This window comes from Sinorhizobium arboris LMG 14919, assembly GCF_000427465.1.
Taxonomy (GTDB): domain Bacteria; phylum Pseudomonadota; class Alphaproteobacteria; order Rhizobiales; family Rhizobiaceae; genus Sinorhizobium; species Sinorhizobium arboris.
On the sequence record NZ_ATYB01000014.1, the window covers coordinates 3088878 to 3107466 of the forward strand.

Annotated in this window: 20 protein-coding genes, 1 tRNA gene and 1 pseudogene; 13 read left to right on the forward strand and 9 right to left on the reverse strand. The window is 62.6% G+C overall.

The features are described 5' to 3' along the window. Nucleotides 1-280: 280 nt before the first annotated feature. The 4 genes from SINAR_RS0126205 to SINAR_RS1000000137900 form a co-directional block, all read right to left on the reverse strand. Nucleotides 281-619, reverse strand: a complete 339-nt coding sequence (locus tag SINAR_RS0126205; RefSeq protein WP_028001832.1) for a DUF6616 family protein — start codon at nucleotides 617-619, stop codon at nucleotides 281-283. Nucleotides 620-639: 20 nt separating this feature from the next. Beyond that, complete coding sequence (locus SINAR_RS0126210; protein WP_028001833.1) at nucleotides 640-1416, reverse strand: DNA alkylation repair protein; 777 nt, start codon at nucleotides 1414-1416, stop codon at nucleotides 640-642. Next, nucleotides 1413-1943 carry a MarR family winged helix-turn-helix transcriptional regulator gene (locus tag SINAR_RS0126215; RefSeq protein ID WP_028001834.1) on the reverse strand — a complete coding sequence of 177 codons (531 nt, stop codon included), beginning with the start codon at nucleotides 1941-1943 and terminating at the stop codon, nucleotides 1413-1415. The genes SINAR_RS0126210 and SINAR_RS0126215 overlap by 4 nt, the downstream gene beginning before the upstream one ends. Before the next feature lie 349 nt (nucleotides 1944-2292). After that, nucleotides 2293-2469 carry a Cif family virulence factor gene (locus SINAR_RS1000000137900; protein ID WP_234710640.1) on the reverse strand — a complete coding sequence of 59 codons (177 nt, stop codon included), beginning with the start codon at nucleotides 2467-2469 and terminating at the stop codon, nucleotides 2293-2295. Nucleotides 2470-2542: 73 nt separating this feature from the next. On the opposite strand from SINAR_RS1000000137900, the gene SINAR_RS01000000133920 reads away from it, so the two are divergent. After that, nucleotides 2543-2932 carry a winged helix-turn-helix transcriptional regulator gene (locus SINAR_RS01000000133920; protein WP_050577555.1) on the forward strand — a complete coding sequence of 130 codons (390 nt, stop codon included), beginning with the start codon at nucleotides 2543-2545 and terminating at the stop codon, nucleotides 2930-2932. After that, a pseudogene (locus tag SINAR_RS01000000133925) lies at nucleotides 2925-3472 on the forward strand (2-thiouracil desulfurase family protein). Before SINAR_RS01000000133920 ends, SINAR_RS01000000133925 begins: the two are co-directional and overlap by 8 nt. A 427-nt stretch (nucleotides 3473-3899) precedes the next feature. On the opposite strand, the gene SINAR_RS0126235 reads toward SINAR_RS01000000133925, so the two are convergent. Further along, nucleotides 3900-3974, reverse strand: a tRNA-Gly gene (locus SINAR_RS0126235). A gap of 254 nt (nucleotides 3975-4228) precedes the next feature. Between SINAR_RS0126235 and SINAR_RS0126240 the strand changes: the two genes are divergently transcribed. From SINAR_RS0126240 to SINAR_RS0126255, 4 genes are all read left to right on the forward strand, one after another. Then, a complete protein-coding gene (locus tag SINAR_RS0126240; protein ID WP_033057949.1) occupies nucleotides 4229-4738 on the forward strand; it encodes a prolyl-tRNA synthetase associated domain-containing protein in 510 nt (169 codons plus the stop codon). A 59-nt stretch (nucleotides 4739-4797) separates the two neighbouring features. Then, nucleotides 4798-5775: a thioredoxin gene (gene trxA / locus SINAR_RS0126245; protein WP_028001836.1), complete on the forward strand. Its 978-nt coding sequence runs from the start codon at nucleotides 4798-4800 to the stop codon at nucleotides 5773-5775. A gap of 144 nt (nucleotides 5776-5919) precedes the next feature. Further along, nucleotides 5920-6600: an LON peptidase substrate-binding domain-containing protein gene (locus SINAR_RS0126250; protein ID WP_028001837.1), complete on the forward strand. Its 681-nt coding sequence runs from the start codon at nucleotides 5920-5922 to the stop codon at nucleotides 6598-6600. 8 nt (nucleotides 6601-6608) lie between these two features. After that, nucleotides 6609-6797, forward strand: coding sequence for a Trm112 family protein (locus tag SINAR_RS0126255; protein WP_028001838.1), 189 nt, complete (start codon nucleotides 6609-6611; stop codon nucleotides 6795-6797). Nucleotides 6798-6988: 191 nt separating this feature from the next. Here SINAR_RS0126255 and SINAR_RS0126260 read toward each other — a convergent pair whose 3' ends face one another. Further along, nucleotides 6989-8233: a ubiquinone biosynthesis hydroxylase gene (locus SINAR_RS0126260; RefSeq protein ID WP_084617795.1), complete on the reverse strand. Its 1245-nt coding sequence runs from the start codon at nucleotides 8231-8233 to the stop codon at nucleotides 6989-6991. 58 nt (nucleotides 8234-8291) lie between these two features. Between SINAR_RS0126260 and tesB the strand changes: the two genes are divergently transcribed. The 6 genes from tesB to SINAR_RS0126290 all read left to right on the forward strand — a co-directional run bounded on the left by tesB (nucleotide 8292) and on the right by SINAR_RS0126290 (nucleotide 15856). Continuing rightward, nucleotides 8292-9176, forward strand: coding sequence for an acyl-CoA thioesterase II (gene tesB, locus SINAR_RS0126265; RefSeq protein ID WP_028001840.1), 885 nt, complete (start codon nucleotides 8292-8294; stop codon nucleotides 9174-9176). 238 nt (nucleotides 9177-9414) lie between these two features. Then, nucleotides 9415-9753, forward strand: a complete 339-nt coding sequence (locus SINAR_RS0126270; protein ID WP_028001841.1) for a P-II family nitrogen regulator — start codon at nucleotides 9415-9417, stop codon at nucleotides 9751-9753. Nucleotides 9754-9780: 27 nt separating this feature from the next. Beyond that, nucleotides 9781-11136, forward strand: a complete 1356-nt coding sequence (locus SINAR_RS0126275; protein ID WP_028001842.1) for an ammonium transporter — start codon at nucleotides 9781-9783, stop codon at nucleotides 11134-11136. A 329-nt stretch (nucleotides 11137-11465) separates the two neighbouring features. Further along, nucleotides 11466-14117 carry an FtsK/SpoIIIE family DNA translocase gene (locus SINAR_RS0126280; RefSeq protein ID WP_028001843.1) on the forward strand — a complete coding sequence of 884 codons (2652 nt, stop codon included), beginning with the start codon at nucleotides 11466-11468 and terminating at the stop codon, nucleotides 14115-14117. A gap of 138 nt (nucleotides 14118-14255) precedes the next feature. After that, nucleotides 14256-14915 carry an outer membrane lipoprotein carrier protein LolA gene (locus tag SINAR_RS0126285; protein ID WP_028001844.1) on the forward strand — a complete coding sequence of 220 codons (660 nt, stop codon included), beginning with the start codon at nucleotides 14256-14258 and terminating at the stop codon, nucleotides 14913-14915. Between the two features lie 134 nt (nucleotides 14916-15049). Further along, nucleotides 15050-15856 (forward strand): exodeoxyribonuclease III, encoded by an 807-nt coding sequence (locus SINAR_RS0126290; RefSeq protein WP_028001845.1) that lies wholly within the window; start codon nucleotides 15050-15052, stop codon nucleotides 15854-15856. 90 nt (nucleotides 15857-15946) lie between these two features. Here SINAR_RS0126290 and SINAR_RS0126295 read toward each other — a convergent pair whose 3' ends face one another. Both SINAR_RS0126295 and SINAR_RS0126300 read right to left on the reverse strand, forming a co-directional pair. After that, nucleotides 15947-16402, reverse strand: a complete 456-nt coding sequence (locus tag SINAR_RS0126295) for a cyclic nucleotide-binding domain-containing protein (RefSeq protein WP_028001846.1) — start codon at nucleotides 16400-16402, stop codon at nucleotides 15947-15949. A gap of 32 nt (nucleotides 16403-16434) precedes the next feature. Beyond that, complete coding sequence (locus SINAR_RS0126300) at nucleotides 16435-17118, reverse strand: response regulator transcription factor (RefSeq protein ID WP_028001847.1); 684 nt, start codon at nucleotides 17116-17118, stop codon at nucleotides 16435-16437. Nucleotides 17119-17362: 244 nt separating this feature from the next. On the opposite strand from SINAR_RS0126300, the gene SINAR_RS0126305 reads away from it, so the two are divergent. Next, a complete protein-coding gene (locus SINAR_RS0126305; RefSeq protein ID WP_028001848.1) occupies nucleotides 17363-17911 on the forward strand; it encodes a L,D-transpeptidase family protein in 549 nt (182 codons plus the stop codon). A gap of 38 nt (nucleotides 17912-17949) precedes the next feature. Here SINAR_RS0126305 and SINAR_RS0126310 read toward each other — a convergent pair whose 3' ends face one another. Then, on the reverse strand, nucleotides 17950-18501 hold the full coding sequence (locus SINAR_RS0126310; protein ID WP_028001849.1) for a SixA phosphatase family protein: 552 nt from the start codon (nucleotides 18499-18501) through the stop codon (nucleotides 17950-17952). Nucleotides 18502-18589: the final 88 nt, after the last annotated feature.

Below are 18589 nucleotides of genomic sequence, written 5' to 3' on the forward strand. Positions count from 1 at the left end.
GGCAAGTCCATTTATGGTCGGCCCTGCAGCGAAATGCGTGGCAATGGCTTCAAAACCGATGGAGAACTTGGCGAATTGCATCGCCGCCCCGATCCCGGCAAACCAAAGAACCCCCACCAAAGGCCAATTTGTCTCGAGCGAATTGCAGTCCGGTTCCTCGTCTCCAGGTTTTCCCATCCAGATAAGCTCATCCCTCTCACAATATTCCCATGGTTCCCGGCGAAAGGGTAGCCAACAAGCCAAGGCAAACGAAGCCTTGTCGCAAATTGCCTGAATCCAGCTAGAGCGCGGCGAGCTGCCCAAGATGGTCACTCAGATTGACACCGGAGCCAGCCGCGTTGATCGTCTCGAAATAGTCATGCCATCCTGAAGCGGCGATGCCTGACACAAGCGCGTCGATTGCCGCCGCGTCGGGCGCGCGCCAGATCGCGAAGAACTTATGCCCGGCGGCATGAAGCGTTGCGGCATTGGTTTCACCCAAGGCTATCGCTTCCACGCCAAGGGCTGATAGCGCGCCCATGCCGGAGCCTATTGCCTCGAAAAACTGCCGGCGGGCAGCTTGGTCGAGCGCTAGCCATAAGGGTTTCGGGGAATAGAGTTCAGCCAGATAATGCGCCATGTGAGGGTTCCTTTCGTACGTCAGTCCTTGCGGTCGATTGAGCGCAAGGCGCGTTTGTAGATGCGGGCGGTAGCGGGCATGGGGCTTTCGGCTGACCAACGAGCGCAGAGGCTTCGCACCCATTCGGGGCGGTCCTTGCCAGCATCGTTCAGCCAGTTGCCAACGGAGTCTTGTACGTAGGGCGCGGGATCGGCCTGGAGCGGCTCGAGGATCGGCAACGCCTTCTCGGGAGATTGCCGCAGTAGGCCAATGTGCGCGCACCATACGCCGCGCGGCCGGGTCGCCTCACTGGCGAAGCGCCGCAGCCGCTCGGACGGCTCGGCCGTCCAACCCGCAAGCCGCGCAATGGCGTCTTCGGGATCGACGGCAATGTACGGCCGCACGGCCATCCACGACCATTCCCGAACCCCGAAGTGAAGGTCGTCGGCCTGCGGCCGGATCAGGGCGAGGCGTTCTGCGAGTGTGTGGTCCTTAGCCACGCCGACCATGAAGCACGCCCACCCGCGTACCGTATCGGATGCGTGGCAGCGCAGCTTGGCCAAGTCGGCCATGCCGCGCCTTTCGTGGATCAGGCGGGCGGCTAGCGCCATGCGCCTTGAAATGCCCTCTCGCGCCGCCTCCCGCATCGCTCCAACCGCGTCCTCCCCGATTTCGGGAAGGACCACTTGCATCAGGGTCGCGAAATCCACAGCCAGACACTCGGTCAACGTGGCGGCTTCGACAGCGCCGGTATTGAGCAGAGCGAGGCGAGACGGTTCTATGTCTGCAACCCGTTTTCCCGACCTGCCAGCACTCATCGGCAAACGCCAGCAGCAATGGTCGCGCTGTCCTTCTCCGGAATCTCCACGTTACGCCAGGCCCGTCTCAGCAGGCCGCTAAGGACCTCGCGCTCGTTCTGGTCGAAATCCGCGAACAGGGAGGCGATCCATTGGCTGTGCTCATTGAACAGATCGAGCGCTATGGTTTGCCCTTTAGTTGTCAGGCGCACTGACACCTTGCGCCGATCTTCCTTGTCTCCATGCCGCTCAAGGAAACCGTCGCGTTCCAATCCGTCAAGAAGTCCGGTGATCGTTGCGCGCGTGACGCCGGCTCGTTCGGCCAGCTCGTGCGGCGCAAGACCGTCCGGCAGATCGCGCAGCAGGAACAGCAGCACGAACTTCCCTTCCGACAAGTGATGCGGCGCAAGGCGCGCGGCGCAAGCCCGGTCAATCGCAGAGGCCAGTGCCAGGACCTCGAAACAAAGCCGCATATTGCCCGTTCCGGATTGACCGCGGCGGCGCGCCTCATCGAGTAGGGCAAGGTGTTTGCGTTCCAGCATTGTCATATGGCGACATATAATATGGCAACTAATAATCTGTCAACGCCACAATCCTCAAAGCCTGAAATGCGTTCCCTTCGGTGGAGCGTGATCGCAGCGACTGATCAGGATGTCGATTTGGATGCAGGCTCGCGCGGTACAGCTAGCGTCAGCGAAGTCGCGGAAGGCTCGCTCCGACGGCATGGTCGATGATGTAGCGCCAACTCCCATCCGATTGGCGCCGGACGATCTCGGCGGAACTGCCCGACGTAATGACGGCACCCACCTCGGTGACTAGTTCCCAATCTGCACGGAGCAAGGCGAGGTCGCCAAGCCGGATGCAGAAACTGTTGCGCGACGTCATGGTGCCCGGAGCTTATAGGAGCTGATGCAGAGCGTCCCTGATGGCCTCGATGCCAACAAGGTTCCGATCGTCATCGTTGACGCGGAGGATGGCCTCAGGTTCGTAGAGTTCGACGAGGTTTTCTATATTGCGGCTGTTGAAGGCTCGGGCGAACGCTTCATTCATTTGGGCGGGCTCGGATACACTCATGTAGAATCTCCTCGGAAGTGGGAGGCGACATGAACATGGCCGACCAGCGGTAACCAAACGGGAAGGACACGAAATGGATGCGGTTGCAGAGGTCGGAGAGGCGACGGAAGTTCCTCAGCGACGTCGTCCTGCGGAATGCCCCGTTGAAGATTGGCTCTCGTTTCTGGGCCACCGGTGGAATGCGCTCGTGCTTTGGCACTTGAAGGGCGGTGCCAAGCGGCACAGCGAACTCGCCGTGCTCCTGCCCGGTGTATCAGCGAAGGTGCTTTCCGAACGCCTCGACACGCTCGTGGCGCGAGGGCTGGTGCTGCGATCAGTGATCGCCACCTTCCCTCGCGGGGTACGCTATGGGCTGTCCCCGCGCGGGTTCGAGATCGTGAGTATACTGGACCAGATCGAAATGTGGTCGCGACGAGAATCGTCGCACGAGGACGAGACTTCCAACCGAGAAGCTCATGGATGACAGCAAGATCCTGATAAGTGCCTGCATGGCTGGTCGACCCGTTCGATACAACGGTTTGGCCAAGACTCTCGCACAAATCCTGCGATCGATAGGTGGCATGCCGAGGGGCGCCTGGTCGTGATCTGTCCTGAGCTATCTGCGGGTTTCTCAACACCACGACCGCCGGCGGAGATTGCTGATTGCGCCTCCGGCACCGACGTTTTGGAGGGCCGTGGTCGCGTTGTGGAGGCGACGGGCCGAGATGTCACCGATCTTTACATCGCGGGCGCGCAGTCAGCCCTTCGGCTGGCGCGGGAGCGTGGGTGCAAGTTTGCACTGCTGGTCGATGGCAGCCCGTCATGCGGGAGCGGATTCATTCATGACGGCAGTTTCAGCGGTCGCCGACATGTCGGAACGGGCGTGACGGCGGCACTTCTCCGGCAGTATGGGATCGAGGTGTTTTCAGAAGGCGAAATCGAGCGGCCTGAGATGCGCATTGCTGAAACCGATGGTCAGCTTGACTTGCGGCAAGCGCCGGCGACCATCACCAATGGGAAGTGACGGCACATTTAACGTTGCGCATCCCTCTTTTGCTTGGTGTCGATCGCCCAAGGCATCGGCGACATCGCCCTCCCGCAACCATCGCTACCATCTGACTTCGGCAACGTCGGCCTCCTCAGACAGCACGGCCTCCGAGCGACCGGAAATGATTCCGCATTATGGAACCCCAGCCAAGGTATCTCGCAGGCATCTACGATTCGATGAGCGGATCGTGCCTTTCTCGATCGAAGATGTCGGTAGCCGTGTCCTGCACGCCACGGCTCGTTCTTTCCGAGAGGGCGTGGTGGACGCCAAAACCACGCTGCCATATCCCAAAACGCCCATTCTCGTGCTTACATACTGCTTACATATAGCCGCATTGCAGGCCGTGTAAGCGAAAGGCGCCCCGAAGGGCATCTTTTAAGCATTTGATTTTCTTGAATAAATATGGAGCGGGTGAGGCGATTCGAACGCCCGACCCCAACCTTGGCAAGGTTGTGCTCTACCCCTGAGCTACACCCGCTCATCAGACCCAGGTCCGGGGGTAGTCGATGGACCGTGGGGTGTCGTCCCGTCTTGCGGCGACGGGCGCTATATGGCCCAAGCCCTTTTCAAATGCAACAGGGAAATGACGCGAATGCGAAGAAATTTTTTGCGCGTGCACTCGAGGGCCGGGAATGCCGCGTTTTTGGCCGCGCTGCGCCGCGCATGAGATTGCGGACGGCGCCGCTCCCGCTTAAATCAGGCCGGGAAATTGCGCGGCAGAGAGGATGGATCATGAGCAAGGCAGAGCCGAAGACAGCGGAAGACCTCTTCCGTTTCCTCGACGAACTCGGGATCGAACACAAGACGAAGCGGCACGCGCCGGTTTTCACCGTCGCCGAATCGGTGGCGCTGCGCGACGAAATCCCCGGCGGACATACAAAAAACCTGTTCCTCAAGGACAAAAAGGACAATTATTTCCTTCTGACCGTCGAGGAGCACGCGACGGTGGATCTGAAGACCGTTCATCAGACGATCGGCGCGGCCAGCAAGGTCTCCTTCGGCAAGCCGGAAAAGCTGATGGAGTATCTGGGCGTGATACCAGGCGCCGTCACCGCCCTCGGCGCGATCAACGACACCGAGGGCAAGGTGAAGATCATTCTCGACGAGACGCTGATGGCCTTCGAGACGATCAACTGCCATCCGCTCTCGAACGACCAGACGACCTCGATCGCGTCGAAGGACATGTTGCGCTTCATGGAGGCGACCGGGCACGAGCCGCTTGTCTTGAAAGTGACGGCCTGACATACGATCTTTGGCGCGAATGTGTGAAGCCGGACACCCAAGTCCGCGAGGAGAGAAGAATGAGCGGTAGCGACAATCCCTATCAAGGTTCCTTCGGCAGCCAGATGACGGCCTCGGCTTCCTTCGGCGGGCAGCCGGCAAGCGCCGCAGGCGTCCCGGGCGACCTGATCAAGGAGACGACCACCGCCGCCTTTACCCGCGACGTGCTGGAGGCATCGCGCCAGCAGCCGGTGCTTGTCGACTTCTGGGCCCCCTGGTGCGGGCCTTGCAAGCAGCTCACCCCTGTCATCGAGAAGGTGGTGAAGGAAGCCGCCGGCCGGGTGAAGCTCGTCAAGATGAACATCGACGACCATCCATCGATCGCCGGCCAGCTCGGCATCCAGTCCATTCCTGCGGTAATCGCCTTCGTCGACGGGCGCCCGGTCGATGGTTTCATGGGCGCCGTGCCCGAGAGCCAGATCAAGCAGTTCATCGATCGGATCGCCGGTCCGGCCGCAGACGACGCCAAGGCCGAGATCGAGACCGTACTTGCCGACGCCAAGGCGCTGATCGATGCCGGCGATGCGCAGAACGCCGCCGGTCTCTACGGCGCCGTTCTGCAGGCCGATCCGGAAAACGCCGCGGCCGTCGCCGGGATGATCGAATGCATGATTGCCCTCGGGCAGATCGCCGAGGCTCGCCAGGCGCTTTCCGGACTACCGGAGGCGCTCGCCAATGAAGCGGCCGTCGCCGCGGTCTCGAAAAAGCTCGATCAGATCGAAGAGGCCCGCAAGCTGGGCGACCCGACCGCGCTCGAGCGGCAGCTCGCACTCGATCCGGACGACCATGCAGCACGGCTGAAGCTCGCCAAGATCCGCAATGTCGAGGGTGACCGCGACGCCGCCGCCGAACACCTCCTGGCGATCATGAAGCGCGACCGCAGCTTCGAGGACGACGGCGCCCGGCGCGAACTGCTTTCGTTCTTCGAGGTATGGGGCCCCAAGGATCCGGCAACGATCGCCGCAAGGCGCAAGCTGTCGTCGATTCTCTTTTCGTAAGCGGTTGCGCGGCAATTTTTTTCAGCTGCGCCCGATCGATTCCGGTGCACTTCTCCCTTGAGATTTCGAAGGGCCGCACCATTTTTTGGTCCTACAGCACCGCGCTTCGATGAGGCGCGTCCGCCATCTGCAGGGTCTATCGGAATGCATGTCGGAAATGCGCGCTATCTCGGTCCGAAGGACTTACCGGAGATTCTTCCGGTGTTTCCGCTGACGGGCGCGCTCCTGCTTCCCGGCGCACAGCTCCCGCTCAATATCTTCGAGCCGCGCTATCTCGCCATGTTCGACGATGCGCTCGCCGGCAACCGGCTGATTGGTATCGTCCAGCCCTCCTTTGCGGAAGGCCGCAACGATATCGACGCCTCCTCGGTGCCGGCGCTTTGCCAGGTGGGCTGCATCGGCCGGATCACCTCTTTCGCCGAGACCGGCGACGGCCGCTACATCACTTCGCTCACCGGCGTGTGCCGCTTCCGTCTTTTCGCAGAGGTTGCCGGATGCCGCGGCTATCGCCGGTTCCGCATCGGCCCCTTCGGGAGCGATCTCGAAAATCCGGATGATGAGAGCCTCGTCGACCGGGGGGCGCTTCTCGCAGCTTTCCGGGCCTATCTCGACGCCAACAAGCTCGAGGCCGACTGGGAAAGCGTCGAACGCGCAAGCAACCGCACCCTCGTCAATTCCATGGCGATGATGTCGCCCTATGGACCGGCGGAAAAGCAGGCCCTTCTGGAGGCTCCCGATCTCAAGACACGCGCCGAAACGCTGATCGCCATCACCGAGATCGTGCTTGCCCGCAACTTCGGCGACCTCGACAATATTCTGCAATGAAGAGAGCCATGGACATCAATGCCAGCAAGGTCGATCCGAAACTCCTGGAGCTGCTCGTCTGTCCGCTGACCAAGGGCCGCCTCAGCTACGATCCGGAGGCCAACGAGCTGGTGTCGGAACTGGCCCGGCTCGCCTACCCGATCCGCGACGGCGTACCGATCATGCTCGTCTCCGAGGCGCGCAAGATCGAGGATTGAGCGGGTGCGTTTTCGGGATTGCTCATCACCGGCGGCAGATTTGCCCCTCTCCTCGGATTTAGCCCGGGTTCAACCCGAGGATTGATCCCCTCCCCGCAGGCGGGGAGAGGGGACCGATGCGTTTGCCGCTTGTCCCTTCTCCCCGTCGAAACGCGGAGAAGAGGGGCGGATACCGGCGCAAACCGTTGCGTTCAAATCGGCTCGCCGGCAAGCAGCCGCGGATCGCTTCGGCCGGCAGTGCCCGCCGCCTGGCGGATGAAGAACCTCTTGAGCGACGGCAGGCGATCGACGATGCCGAGACCGACGTCACGCGCGACCCGCACGGGCATAATGTCGTTGGAAAAGAGCCGGTTGAGGACATCCGTCGTAACGCCCATCCGGAAGGTGTCGAAGCGCCGCCACGTCTGGTAACGCTCGAGCACCGCAAGCGAGCCGATATCGAGGCCGAGGCGGTCCGCCTCGACGATCGTTTCGGCAAGAGCCGCAACATCCTTGAAGCCGAGATTGAGGCCCTGGCCTGAGATCGGGTGGATTCCGTGCGCAGCATCCCCGGCCAGCGCAAAACGCGGCGCGACGAAGTCCCGGGCAAGCGTGAGGCCGAGCGGGAAGGCACGCCGGCCGCCGACCACCTTGAGGCGGCCGAGCTTATGGCCGAAGCGGCGCTCCAGCTCCTCCTCGAAGATGAAATCATCCTCCTTGACCAGGCGCTCGGCGTCATAGGTGCTCTCCGTCCAAACGAGCGAGGAGCGGTTATCCTTGAGCGGCAGCGTCGCGAAGGGGCCGGCAGGCAGGAAATGTTCCTCCGCCGTCCCGCCATGCGGACGTTCGTGCTCGACGGTGGTGACGATACCCGCCTGGCCGTAATCGAACTCCACGACCTTGATGCCCGCCGCTTCGCGCAGCTTCGAACGAACGCCGTCGCAGGCGACCAGCAACCGCGCCTCGACCGTCTCGCCGCCCGCCAGCGTGACGGCAACGGAATGATCTCCACTCTTGAAATTCTCCACCACGGTCGACTGCCGGATAGAAACTTCGAGTTCGTCGCAGGCGTGGCGCAGCGCACCGACGAGCGCCGTGTTCGGCACCATATGGGCGAAGGGGCGGCCGTCGCCGCCGTCACCTTCGAATGTAAGGAACACCGGGCGGACGGGATCGGTCGCCTTCGAATCGGTGATCACCATCCTGAGGATCGGCTCGGCTTCCGGCGCGATCGCCGGCCAGACGCCGAGGACGTCGAGCATCCTTTCGGCGGCGGCGGCGACGGCCGACGCCCGTTCGTCCTTCTTCCAGACGCCTTCCGGCGCAGCATCGACGACCATGACATCGAGATGGGATGCCGCCTTCTTGAGCGATACCGCGAGCGAGAGGCCGACATAACCGCCCCCGGCAATCAATACGTCGATCATCCGCCTCGTCTCCCGTCGCACTTGAAGCATCATCTCGTGCCTATATAGATCAATGCCATCGCTGTTCCTACCATCGGAGACCGCCGAAATGTCGCGCCCCACCGAGACCGCCACGCCCATGGATGCGCTCCTTGCGATACTCGACCTGGAGAAGCTCGAAGAAAACCTCTTCCGGGGCTTGAGCCCGCAGGTCGGCTGGCAGAGGGTCTTCGGCGGCCAAGTGATCGGACAGGCGCTGGTCGCCGCCCAGCGCACGGTCGACGGAGGCCGCTACGTCCATTCCTTGCATGCCTATTTCATGCGGCCGGGCGATCCCTCCGTTCCGATCGTCTATCAGGTCGACCGTATCCGCGACGGCTCGAGCTTTGCGACGCGGCGCGTGGCGGCGATCCAGCATGGCAAGGCCATCTTCGCCATGTCGGCTTCCTTCCAGTACGACGAAGATGGATTCGAGCACCAGTTCGACATGCCGGCCGTGCCGATGCCGGAGACGCTGCCGGGCGAACAGGAACTCAAGGAGAAGTTTCTCGTCCACGCACCGGAGGCGATCCGCCGCTATTGGGAGCGGCCGCGGCCGATCGAAATCCGGCCCGTCTCGCTCGAGCACTATTTCTCGCGCGCCAAGGCTTCCCCGAAACAGGACGTCTGGGTGAAAGCGGTCGGCGCGGTGCCGGACGAGCGCCATCTGCAGGCGGCCGTCCTCGCCTATCTCTCCGACATGACGCTCCTCGACACGTCGCTTTACGCGCACGGCACATCGGTCTTCGACCGCAGCCTCCAGGTCGCCAGTCTCGATCACGCCATGTGGTTCCACCGGCCCTCGAAAATGGACGATTGGCTGCTCTATACCCAGGACAGCCCCAGTGCGCACGGTGCCCGCGGAATGACCCGCGGCAGTCTTTTCGACCGCTCCGGCGTCCTGATCGCCTCCGTCGCACAGGAAGGATTGATCCGCAAAAAGGCAATTGATTAAACTTTACTCATTTTTCGGATTTTGCACAAAAATTAATCCTTCTGATTGACGTTTTTTTAGCGCTCCGCGGCAACTCTTTCGCGGAGCGTGTTTTTTCCATTACTTTTCAGTGGTTTGGTCCGCCTCGTCGAATCTGGCACGCCCCTTGAATGTGACTCTGCGGTTGCCCGGCGCATCAGGCGCTTGAAGCAGCAAGGAGAGACGGCCTCCGCCGGAGGCAGACAAGGATGGGAACTCGATGAAAATTGTGATGGCCATTATCAAGCCGTTCAAGCTCGATGAGGTTCGCGAAGCCCTCACTGCCGTTGGCATCCAGGGTTTGACCGTGACCGAAGTGAAGGGCTACGGCCGCCAAAAGGGGCACACCGAGATTTACCGCGGCACCGAATATGCCGTGAGCTTTCTGCCCAAGCTGAAGGTCGAGATCGCGGTCCCGACGGAGATCGTCGACAGGGCCGTCGAAGCCATCGCTTCGGCCGCCAAGACCGGCCAGATCGGCGACGGCAAGATCTTCGTCTACTCGATTGACCATGCCGTGCGCATCCGCACCGGCGAGACCGACTCAGAAGCGTTGTAAACCACGCCGTTCAGGGAGCTATTTTCGATGTCGTCTTTCACCCTTTCCACCTCTCTTCGACGCGTGAGCGCGACCGCTGCCGCCATGCTCGCGCCCGTCGTTGCATTTGCTCAGGAAGCGGCGCCCGCCGCAGCCGCAACGCCGGTGCCGGACAAGGCCGATACCACTTTCATGTTCCTTTCGACGCTTCTCGTCCTGTTCATGCTGATCCCGGGGCTGGCTCTTTTCTACGGCGGCCTCGTGCGCGCCAAGAACATGCTGTCGGTGCTGATGCAATGCACGGTCATCGGCGCCGCCATGATGATCGTCTGGGTCGTTTACGGCTATTCCTTCGCCTTCGGCGGCTCGACGAGCGCCTATTTCGGGGGCTTCGCCAAGCTCTTCCTCGCGGGTGTGACGGTCGATAGCACTGCGGCGACCTTCACCGATGGCGTCGTCATTCCGGAATATCTCTTCATGCTGTTCCAGATGACCTTCGCGGCGATCACGCCGGCACTCATCGTCGGCGCCTTTGCCGAGCGCATCAAATTCTCGGCCGCGATCCTCTTCGCCATCCTCTGGGCCACATTCGTCTATTTTCCGATCGCGCACATGGTCTGGGACGCCAACGGCCTGCTCTTCGGCATGGGCGCCCTCGACTTCGCCGGCGGCACCGTGGTCCACATCAATGCCGGTATCGCGGGTCTCGTCGGTGCATTCATGGTGGGTAAGCGCACCGGTTACGGTCGGGACATGATGGCCCCGCACTCCATGACCCTGACGCTCGTCGGCGCTGCCATGCTGTGGTTCGGCTGGTTCGGCTTCAACGCCGGCTCCAATCTCGAAGCTTCGGGCGGCGCGGTTCTCGCCACCGTCAACACCTTCCTCGCAACGGCTGCCGCAATCCTTTCGTGGTCGCTCGTCGAGACTCTCACGCGTGGCAAGGCTTCGATGCTCGGCGCCGCCTCGGGCATGATCGCCGGCCTCGTCGCCGTTACACCGGCCGCCGGTATCGCCGGTCCGATGGGCGCAATCATCATGGGCCTCATCGTCTCGCCGCTCTGCTACTTCTTCGTCTCGGTGATCAAGAACAAATTCCACTATGACGACACGGCGGACGTCTTCGGGGTGCACGGCGTCGGCGGTTTCTTCGGCGCGATAGCGACGGGCGTCTTCGCCTCCGCCTCGCTCGGCGGCATCGGCTATGCAGACGGCGTGACCATGGGCAGTCAGGTCATGACCCAGCTCACGGCCGTCGCAATCACGATCGTCTGGTGCGGCATCGTCTCCGCCATCCTTTACAAGGTGGTCGATGCACTTGTCGGCCTTCGCGTCTCGACGGAAGCGGAGCGGGAAGGCCTCGACCTCTCCTCGCATGGCGAAGCCGCCTATCACGCGAGCTGAGCAGCATCGGCAAACGATGCCGCCAACAGTCCCGTCGCGGCCCGCGCTTTGCGGGCCGCCCTTGGCCCGGATCGCCAGATCCGGGCCTTTTTTATTCGGCAGGGTGTTCCCCACGTCAATTTTGCCGCTACACGCGCATGGTTAATGTCGCATTAACCCTACTCCGTTTAGGTTGATTCCAAAGGCACGCAATGTGCCCGGAGCATCCTCATTTTCGCCCGGATCCAGGGGGAGAGGCTGCTCCCGCACTGAAAGGGCTGGAATATCCATGGGCGGTCACTTCCCGGCCGCACTCGTTCCGGCGGATCGAAACGGGCAAAGCAGGCAACATGAGCAGAAGCAATCCCGCAACGCTTGACAGCCGTTCCAACCGGTTCGTGCTGACCCACTTCGTCTGGCGGCAGATCGCCTCGCTGGCGGGGTTCGTTCTCGTCGGCGCGCTTGCACTCGCCATTGCAGCCCTTTCGACCTGGAATGTTTCGGATCCGAGCTTTTCCTATGCGACCTCGAACGAGCCGACCAACCTGCTCGGCTACGGCGGCGCCGTCTTCGCGGACATCTTCATGCAATTCTTCGGCCTTGCGAGCGTCGTGGCGCTGCTGCCGGCTGTCGCCTGGGCTCTCGTTCTGATCCGCGGCACGCGTTTCGACAAGGTCCCGAAGCGGCTCGGCCTGTGGTTTGCCGGCTCGGTGCTGGCGAGCGCGGCCTTGAGTTGCGTACCGGCACCGATCACCTGGCCCCTGCCGAACGGCCTTGGAGGCGTCTTCGGCGATATGATCCTGCGTTTTCCCGCACTCTTCACCGGAACCTTCCCGACCGGCACCTTCGCGACCGTGCTCGCCTGCCTCTTCACCGCACCCGCCGTCTGGTGTCTCGTCTATAGCGCCGGGCTTATCGGCGTCGGCGAGGAGGAGGAAGCTGAACCGGCTCTGGAGCCTGCTCCCAGCAAGGCGCGCACCATACGCGATGAGCTCGAAGAGGAAGATGAAGAAGGTCCCCTTACCTTGCTGATGGGTTCGCTCGCCCACATGCGCTACACGGCGCAGGCCCGGCTTCGCCGCGCCTTGGGCATGGGAGCCAAACCGGCAAAGCGTCAGTATGACGAACCCTACGACTTCAACAACGACGAATTCGGCACGCTGAACGAGCCGGTCCGACCGAAGGCGCAGGCCGGTGCCGGGCGTATCGAGCCCTCGCTCGATCGCGCCGAGCGCCGCATCGTCACGCCGCCGCCGATCGTGGGCGACGAAGACGATCCGCCCTTCGATATCGACGAGCGGCGGCCCGCCGGCATCCTGCCGGACGACGACGACATAGCCGCCGACTGGGCCCCGAGGCCTGCACCGCCGAAGCCGGTTTTGACAGGGGCAGGTTCGCGCGTGGCTCCACCGCCGGCGCGACCGAAAAGCGGGCAGCGCATCGAGCGCGAGGCGCAGCGCTCATTCGTTGATGAAGGCGGCGATTTCACGCTTCCGCCGATCCATTTCCTCGCCGAGCCGAAGAATGTCGTGCGCGACGCCTCGCTTTCGGCCGATGCGCTCGAGCAGAACGCCCGCATGCTCGAAGGCGTTCTCGAGGACTTCGGCGTAAAGGGCGAGATCATCCATGTCCGCCCCGGCCCCGTGGTCACCCTTTATGAGCTGGAACCGGCGCCCGGGATCAAATCCTCGCGCGTCATCGGTCTGGCCGACGACATCGCCCGCTCGATGAGCGCGATCGCCGCACGCGTCGCGGTCGTGCCCGGCCGCAACGCGATCGGCATCGAGCTGCCGAACCAGCGGCGCGAGATGGTCTATCTGCGCGAGCTGATCGGCTCCCGCGACTTCGAGACAACCAAGACGAAGCTCGCCATGGCGCTCGGCAAGACGATCGGCGGCGAATCTGTGGTCGCCGATCTCGCCAAGATGCCGCATCTGCTCGTCGCCGGCACCACCGGCTCGGGCAAGTCGGTGGCGATCAACACCATGATCCTGTCGCTGCTCTATCGCCTGAGGCCCGATCAGTGCCGCCTGATCATGATCGACCCGAAGATGCTCGAGCTCTCCGTCTATGACGGCATTCCGCATCTTCTGTCGCCGGTCGTGACCGATCCGAAGAAGGCGGTCGTGGCGCTGAAATGGACAGTGCGCGAGATGGAAGAGCGCTACAAGAAAATGTCGAAGATCGGCGTGCGCAACATCGACGGCTTCAACAGCCGCGTCGAGCAGGCGCTGGCCAAGGGCGAGGCGATCACCCGCACGGTTCAGACCGGCTTCGACCGCCAGACCGGCGAGGCCATCTACGAGACGGAGGAATTCGACCTCTCTCCGATGCCCTATATCGTCGTCATCATCGACGAGATGGCCGACCTGATGATGGTCGCCGGCAAGGATATCGAAGGCGCCGTGCAGCGGCTTGCGCAGATGGCGCGCGCCGCCGGCATCCACGTCATCATGGCAACGCAGCGCCCCTCCGTCGACGTCATCACCGGCACGATCAAGGCGAACTTTCCGACCCGCATCTCCTTCCAGGTGACCTCCAAGATCGACAGCCGCACCATCCTCGGCGAGCAGGGAGCCGAACAGCTCTTGGGCATGGGCGACATGCTCTACATGGCCGGCGGCGGCCGCATACAGCGCGTGCACGGCCCCTTTGTCTCGGACACCGAGGTCGAGGAGGTCGTCGCCTATCTGAAGACGCAAGGGGTGCCGCAATATCTCGACGCGATCACAGAGGACGACGAGGAGGAGAACGATGGCGCAGGACCGGCCGGCACTTCCAGCCTCGCCGATTCCGAGGACCCCTACGATCAGGCAGTGGCGATCGTGCTGCGCGACGGCAAAGCTTCGACCTCCTATGTGCAGCGTCGCCTCGGTATCGGCTATAATAGAGCAGCCTCGCTGATCGAACGGATGGAACAGGAAGGCATCATCAGCCCCGCGAACCACGCCGGCAAACGCGAGATACTGGTGCCGACCGAGGCGGAGATCACCGACCGGTAAGACGGCGTCCTGCTCTCGGCGCACGGGCATGCAGCAGGCGGTAACGGTCATTTGAAGGCGGCGTGTTTTCGGGGTCTAGCGACGCCTTGAAGGCGCCCCACTTGCCCTTCAAATGATCCCGAAATGAAGGAGACTGCGATGATGGAGACCAAAACCGGCGGCCGTAACGGGGCAATCTCGCGGCGCGTCTTCGTCGGCGGCCTGGCGGCTCTCGCCGGCTTCTCGACGACGTTCGCCACAAGGGAAGCGTCGGCTCAGGCGTCCGCCGTTGCCCAGAGGATTGCCGATCATTTCTCGTCCGTGAAGACGATGGCCGGCGAGTTCGTCCAGTTCGGGCCGCGCGGCGAACAGACGGGCGGCAAGTTCTATATCCGCCGGCCGGGACGCATCCGCTTCAACTACGAAGCGCCCTCGCCCATGCGGGTCATCGCCGACGGCAGGTCCGTGGTCATAGGCAATATGAAGCTCAAGACCTGGGACATCTATCCGCTCTCGAAGACGCCGCTCAATCTGCTGCTCAGCGAAAGAATCGATTTGAGCAGCAGGATGGTACGCGACGTGCGGGTGGAAGCCGACCTCATCACCATCGTACTCGGCGACCGCTCCATCTTCGGCGATTCGACCATCACCATGATGTTCGATCCGAAGACCTACGATCTGCGGCAATGGACGATCACCGACGCCCAGAAGAAGGACACGTCGGTCATGATCTTCAACGTCCGCACCGGCATCGCGCTGGACGACAGGGTCTTCCGCATCCCCTACGACGAAGTCCGCAACAAACGGCGCGGCGGCTGACCTTGCAGCCGACATCAGAGAAACGGCCGCCTCCGGGCGGCTTTTTCATGCTTGTCGATCGGAGCCGAACCTGTTTAAACGCTCCCGTTGCCGGACGCGTGATCCTTGCCGGCAATTTCCCGGGAGAACGAGGAATGCCTCTTTCCATTGCCACATGGAACATCAACTCCGTTCGCCTGCGCATGCCGCTGGTCGAACATTTCCTCAAGACATGGCAGCCGGACATCCTCTGCCTGCAGGAAATCAAGTGTCCGAACGACCAGTTCCCCTCCGCGCCGCTGAGGAAGCTCGGCTACGAATATATCGAGATGCACGGGCAGAAGGGCTACCACGGCGTCGCCACCATTTCGCGCCTGCCGCTCCATGAGCTGACGGACCGCCGCGACTATTGCGGCGTCGGCGATGCTCGCCATCTCTCCGTCGTCTTTTCGGTCGGCGGAAAGACGATCCGCCTCCACAATTTCTATGTACCGGCCGGCGGCGACGAGCCGGACCGCGTGATCAATCCGAAGTTCGGGCACAAGCTCGACTTCGTCGACGAAATGAAGCTTCTGCATGCGGAAGCCGAGGCCGGGATATCGTCGATCCTCGTCGGCGATCTCAACATAGCGCCGCTCGAGCACGACGTCTGGTCGCACAAGCAGCTCCTGAAGATCGTCAGCCATACGCCGATCGAGACCGAGGGTCTGGTCTCGGTGATGACCGGCGGCGCCTGGGTCGACCTGATGCGCCACCATGCGCCGCCGCCGGAAAAGCTCTTCACCTGGTGGAGCTACCGGGCGAAGGACTGGGCCGCCGCCGACCGCGGACGCCGCCTCGACCACATCTGGTCGTCCGCCGACCTCGCAAGCCAGCTCGTCCGCGTCGAGATCCTCAAGGAAGCGCGCGGATGGGAGCGGCCGTCCGATCATGTGCCGGTGATCGCGCATTTCGAGCTTTGATTGCTCTGGACGCCCTCACCCTATCACATTGGCCCCGCTTGCGGGGACGAGGTGCCGGCAGCTGGGGTCGGAGCAATGCTCGCCATTACATCAGCCAAACCGCCCGGCGAGCGCCTCCACCCGCCGGATCATCGCTTGAATATTTGCCCGAATGCGGGCTTCCACCATGGCGGTCACCTCGGGATATTCCTCAAGCATCCGGCGGAAGAGCGGCCGGTTGATGCGAATTACCTCGCTGTCCTCCTGCGCCGCGGCGGTGAACTTGCGCTCGACCATCGAGATGAGCGCAAGCTCGGACAGGAGCGCGCCACGACCGACGGTCATCACCTGCCGCTGACGGCCCTGCGCATCCGCATTCGAAAGCGCGAAGCTGCCGGCCGCAACCGCATAGGCGCAGTCGGCCGGTGCGCCTTCGCGGAAGAGTTCGTGCCCCTTGGCCACCCGGCGTCGCTCGGCGCCGAAGGCGATCAGCCTCAGCTTGTCCTCGCCGATATCGGCAAAGAGCGACACGTTGGACAGGAGCGCGATGTCGTCATTGAGTGCCAAGCGGCAAATCTCCCCCGGTCACGTCGTCCGGCTCACGGAACGATCTTGTAGCCGCCGTTCTCTGTCACCAAAATCTCGGCATTGGAAGGGTCGCGCTCGATTTTCTGTCGTAGACGGTAGACATGGGTCTCGAGCGTATGGGTCGTGACGCCGGAATTATAACCCCAGACTTCCTCGAGCAGCACGTCGCGGGTGACCACTTTCTGGTCGGCCCGGTAGAGATAGCGGATGATCGCAGCTTCCTTTTCCGTCAGGCGGATCTTCTGGCCGTTCTCCATGGTAAGCAGCTTCTGGCTCGGCTTGAAGGTATAGGGGCCGACATTGAAGGTCGCGTCTTCGCTCTGCTCGTGCTGGCGAAGCTGGGCGCGCATACGGGCAAGCAGCACGGCGAAGCGGAACGGCTTCGTCACGTAGTCGTTGGCGCCGGCTTCGAGGCCGAGGATCGTATCGGAGTCGGTGTCGTGGCCGGTGAGCATGATGATCGGCGCCTTGAAGCCGCCCTTGCGCAGGAGCTTCACCGCCTCGCGTCCGTCCATGTCCGGCAGACCGACATCCATGATCAGGAGATCGACCTGGCGGGCGCGTGCCGTCTGAATGCCCTTTCCGGCGGTCGCCTCCTCCAGAAGGTCGAACTCTTCGTAAAGAGAGAGCTGCTCTATCAACGTCTCACGCAGATCATCGTCGTCGTCGACAAGGAGGATGGTGCGAGTCGCCATGGGACAGTTCCTGTTGCTTCCTGATTCAAAACTAACTCAAATGCCGCTCTTGGCAAGCGCGGCGGTTGTTGCCGCCTGTTTCCTTAAATCCTAGCCTATTCAGGATAGAAAGAGGCAGCAACTGAAAGTGTCTACAGCAGCCTCTGCGCATCCGGTGAGACGCATGGCGCCTAGGGCGTCGTCATATATGAAAACCGATTAAGGTCGCGGTGAGATCACGGCAAAGCAAGAATTTGTGAGAATGATGCGCAAGAAATCGTCACCGACAGGATCGAAAAAATCGACCATCGTTGTCAGAACCGCTCCGCGCGACCGGAAGCGCGCCCTCGTGCTTTTCGACGGACGAGCGGACCAGGCGGCGATCGGGCGAGGCGGGATTACCGCCATCAAGCGCGAAGGCGACGGCGCGACGCCCCGCGCGGCCATGCGGCTCATCGGCGGCTATGTCAGGCGCGATCGCCTCGCATTGCCGCCGACGCGCCTGCCGATGCGGAGCATCCGGCGCGACATGCTCTGGTGCGATGCCCCACAACACCCGTGCTACAATCGCCCCGTCAGGGCACCTTTTCCTGCAAGGCATGAACGGATGATGCGCGACGACGGTCTCTACGACATCTGCCTCGTCATGGATTGGAACATCTCCTGCCGCAGGCGCAATGCCGGCTCGGCGATCTTCTTCCACCTCATCCGAGCGGATTACGAGCCGACCGAGGGCTGCGTGGCCGTCAGCCTTTCGGCGATGCGGCGACTGATCCGGAAAATGCACCGCCGGATGACCGTGAAGGTCGTGTAGCTTCGGCCTGGCGGACGAAGCCGAACGGGCGTTGCTAATCAGCCGGACCGTTCTTCTTCCAGCATGCGCGGCGTCACGAAGCGAACCAGGCGCCCGGTACCGGGCGTCATTTCCGACCAGCGCTCGATATCGAAATCCAGGACTGCGAGGCCGGCTGTCGGAAACTTCTCCCTCAGTCGCTCCAGCGCAGCTTCATCGCCGCGGCCGGCAAGCAGAAGCGCGAGATCGGCCATTCCCGGATTGTGGCCGACGAGAAGCAGCTTCTCCACCGCCGGTTCTATCTTGCGGATGACGTCGAGGATCGCCGTCGCCGCGACCTCGTAGATGCCGACCGCATCGCGCACGGCAACCTCGTGCGGCAAAGCCCCGGCGACGAGCTCCCAGGTCTCCTGCGCACGCCGCGCGGTCGATACCAGCGCCAGGTCCGGCGCAAGCCCTCGCCGGGCCATGAAGGCACCGACGACGGGCGCCGCCTTGCGCCCGCGCTCTGAAAGCGGCCGGCGATGATCGGCGACGCCCTCCGGCCAGGCGGATTTCGCATGGCGAAGCAGCATGAGTCGGCGTGTCACGGGCCGGGCGTCATCGGGCATGAGAGCTCCTTGGGGGCAGCGGACCTGGGGCCGCAACGCATTGTCGCACCATCGCGGCTATAAAAAAAGCCGCCCCGAAGGGCGGCTC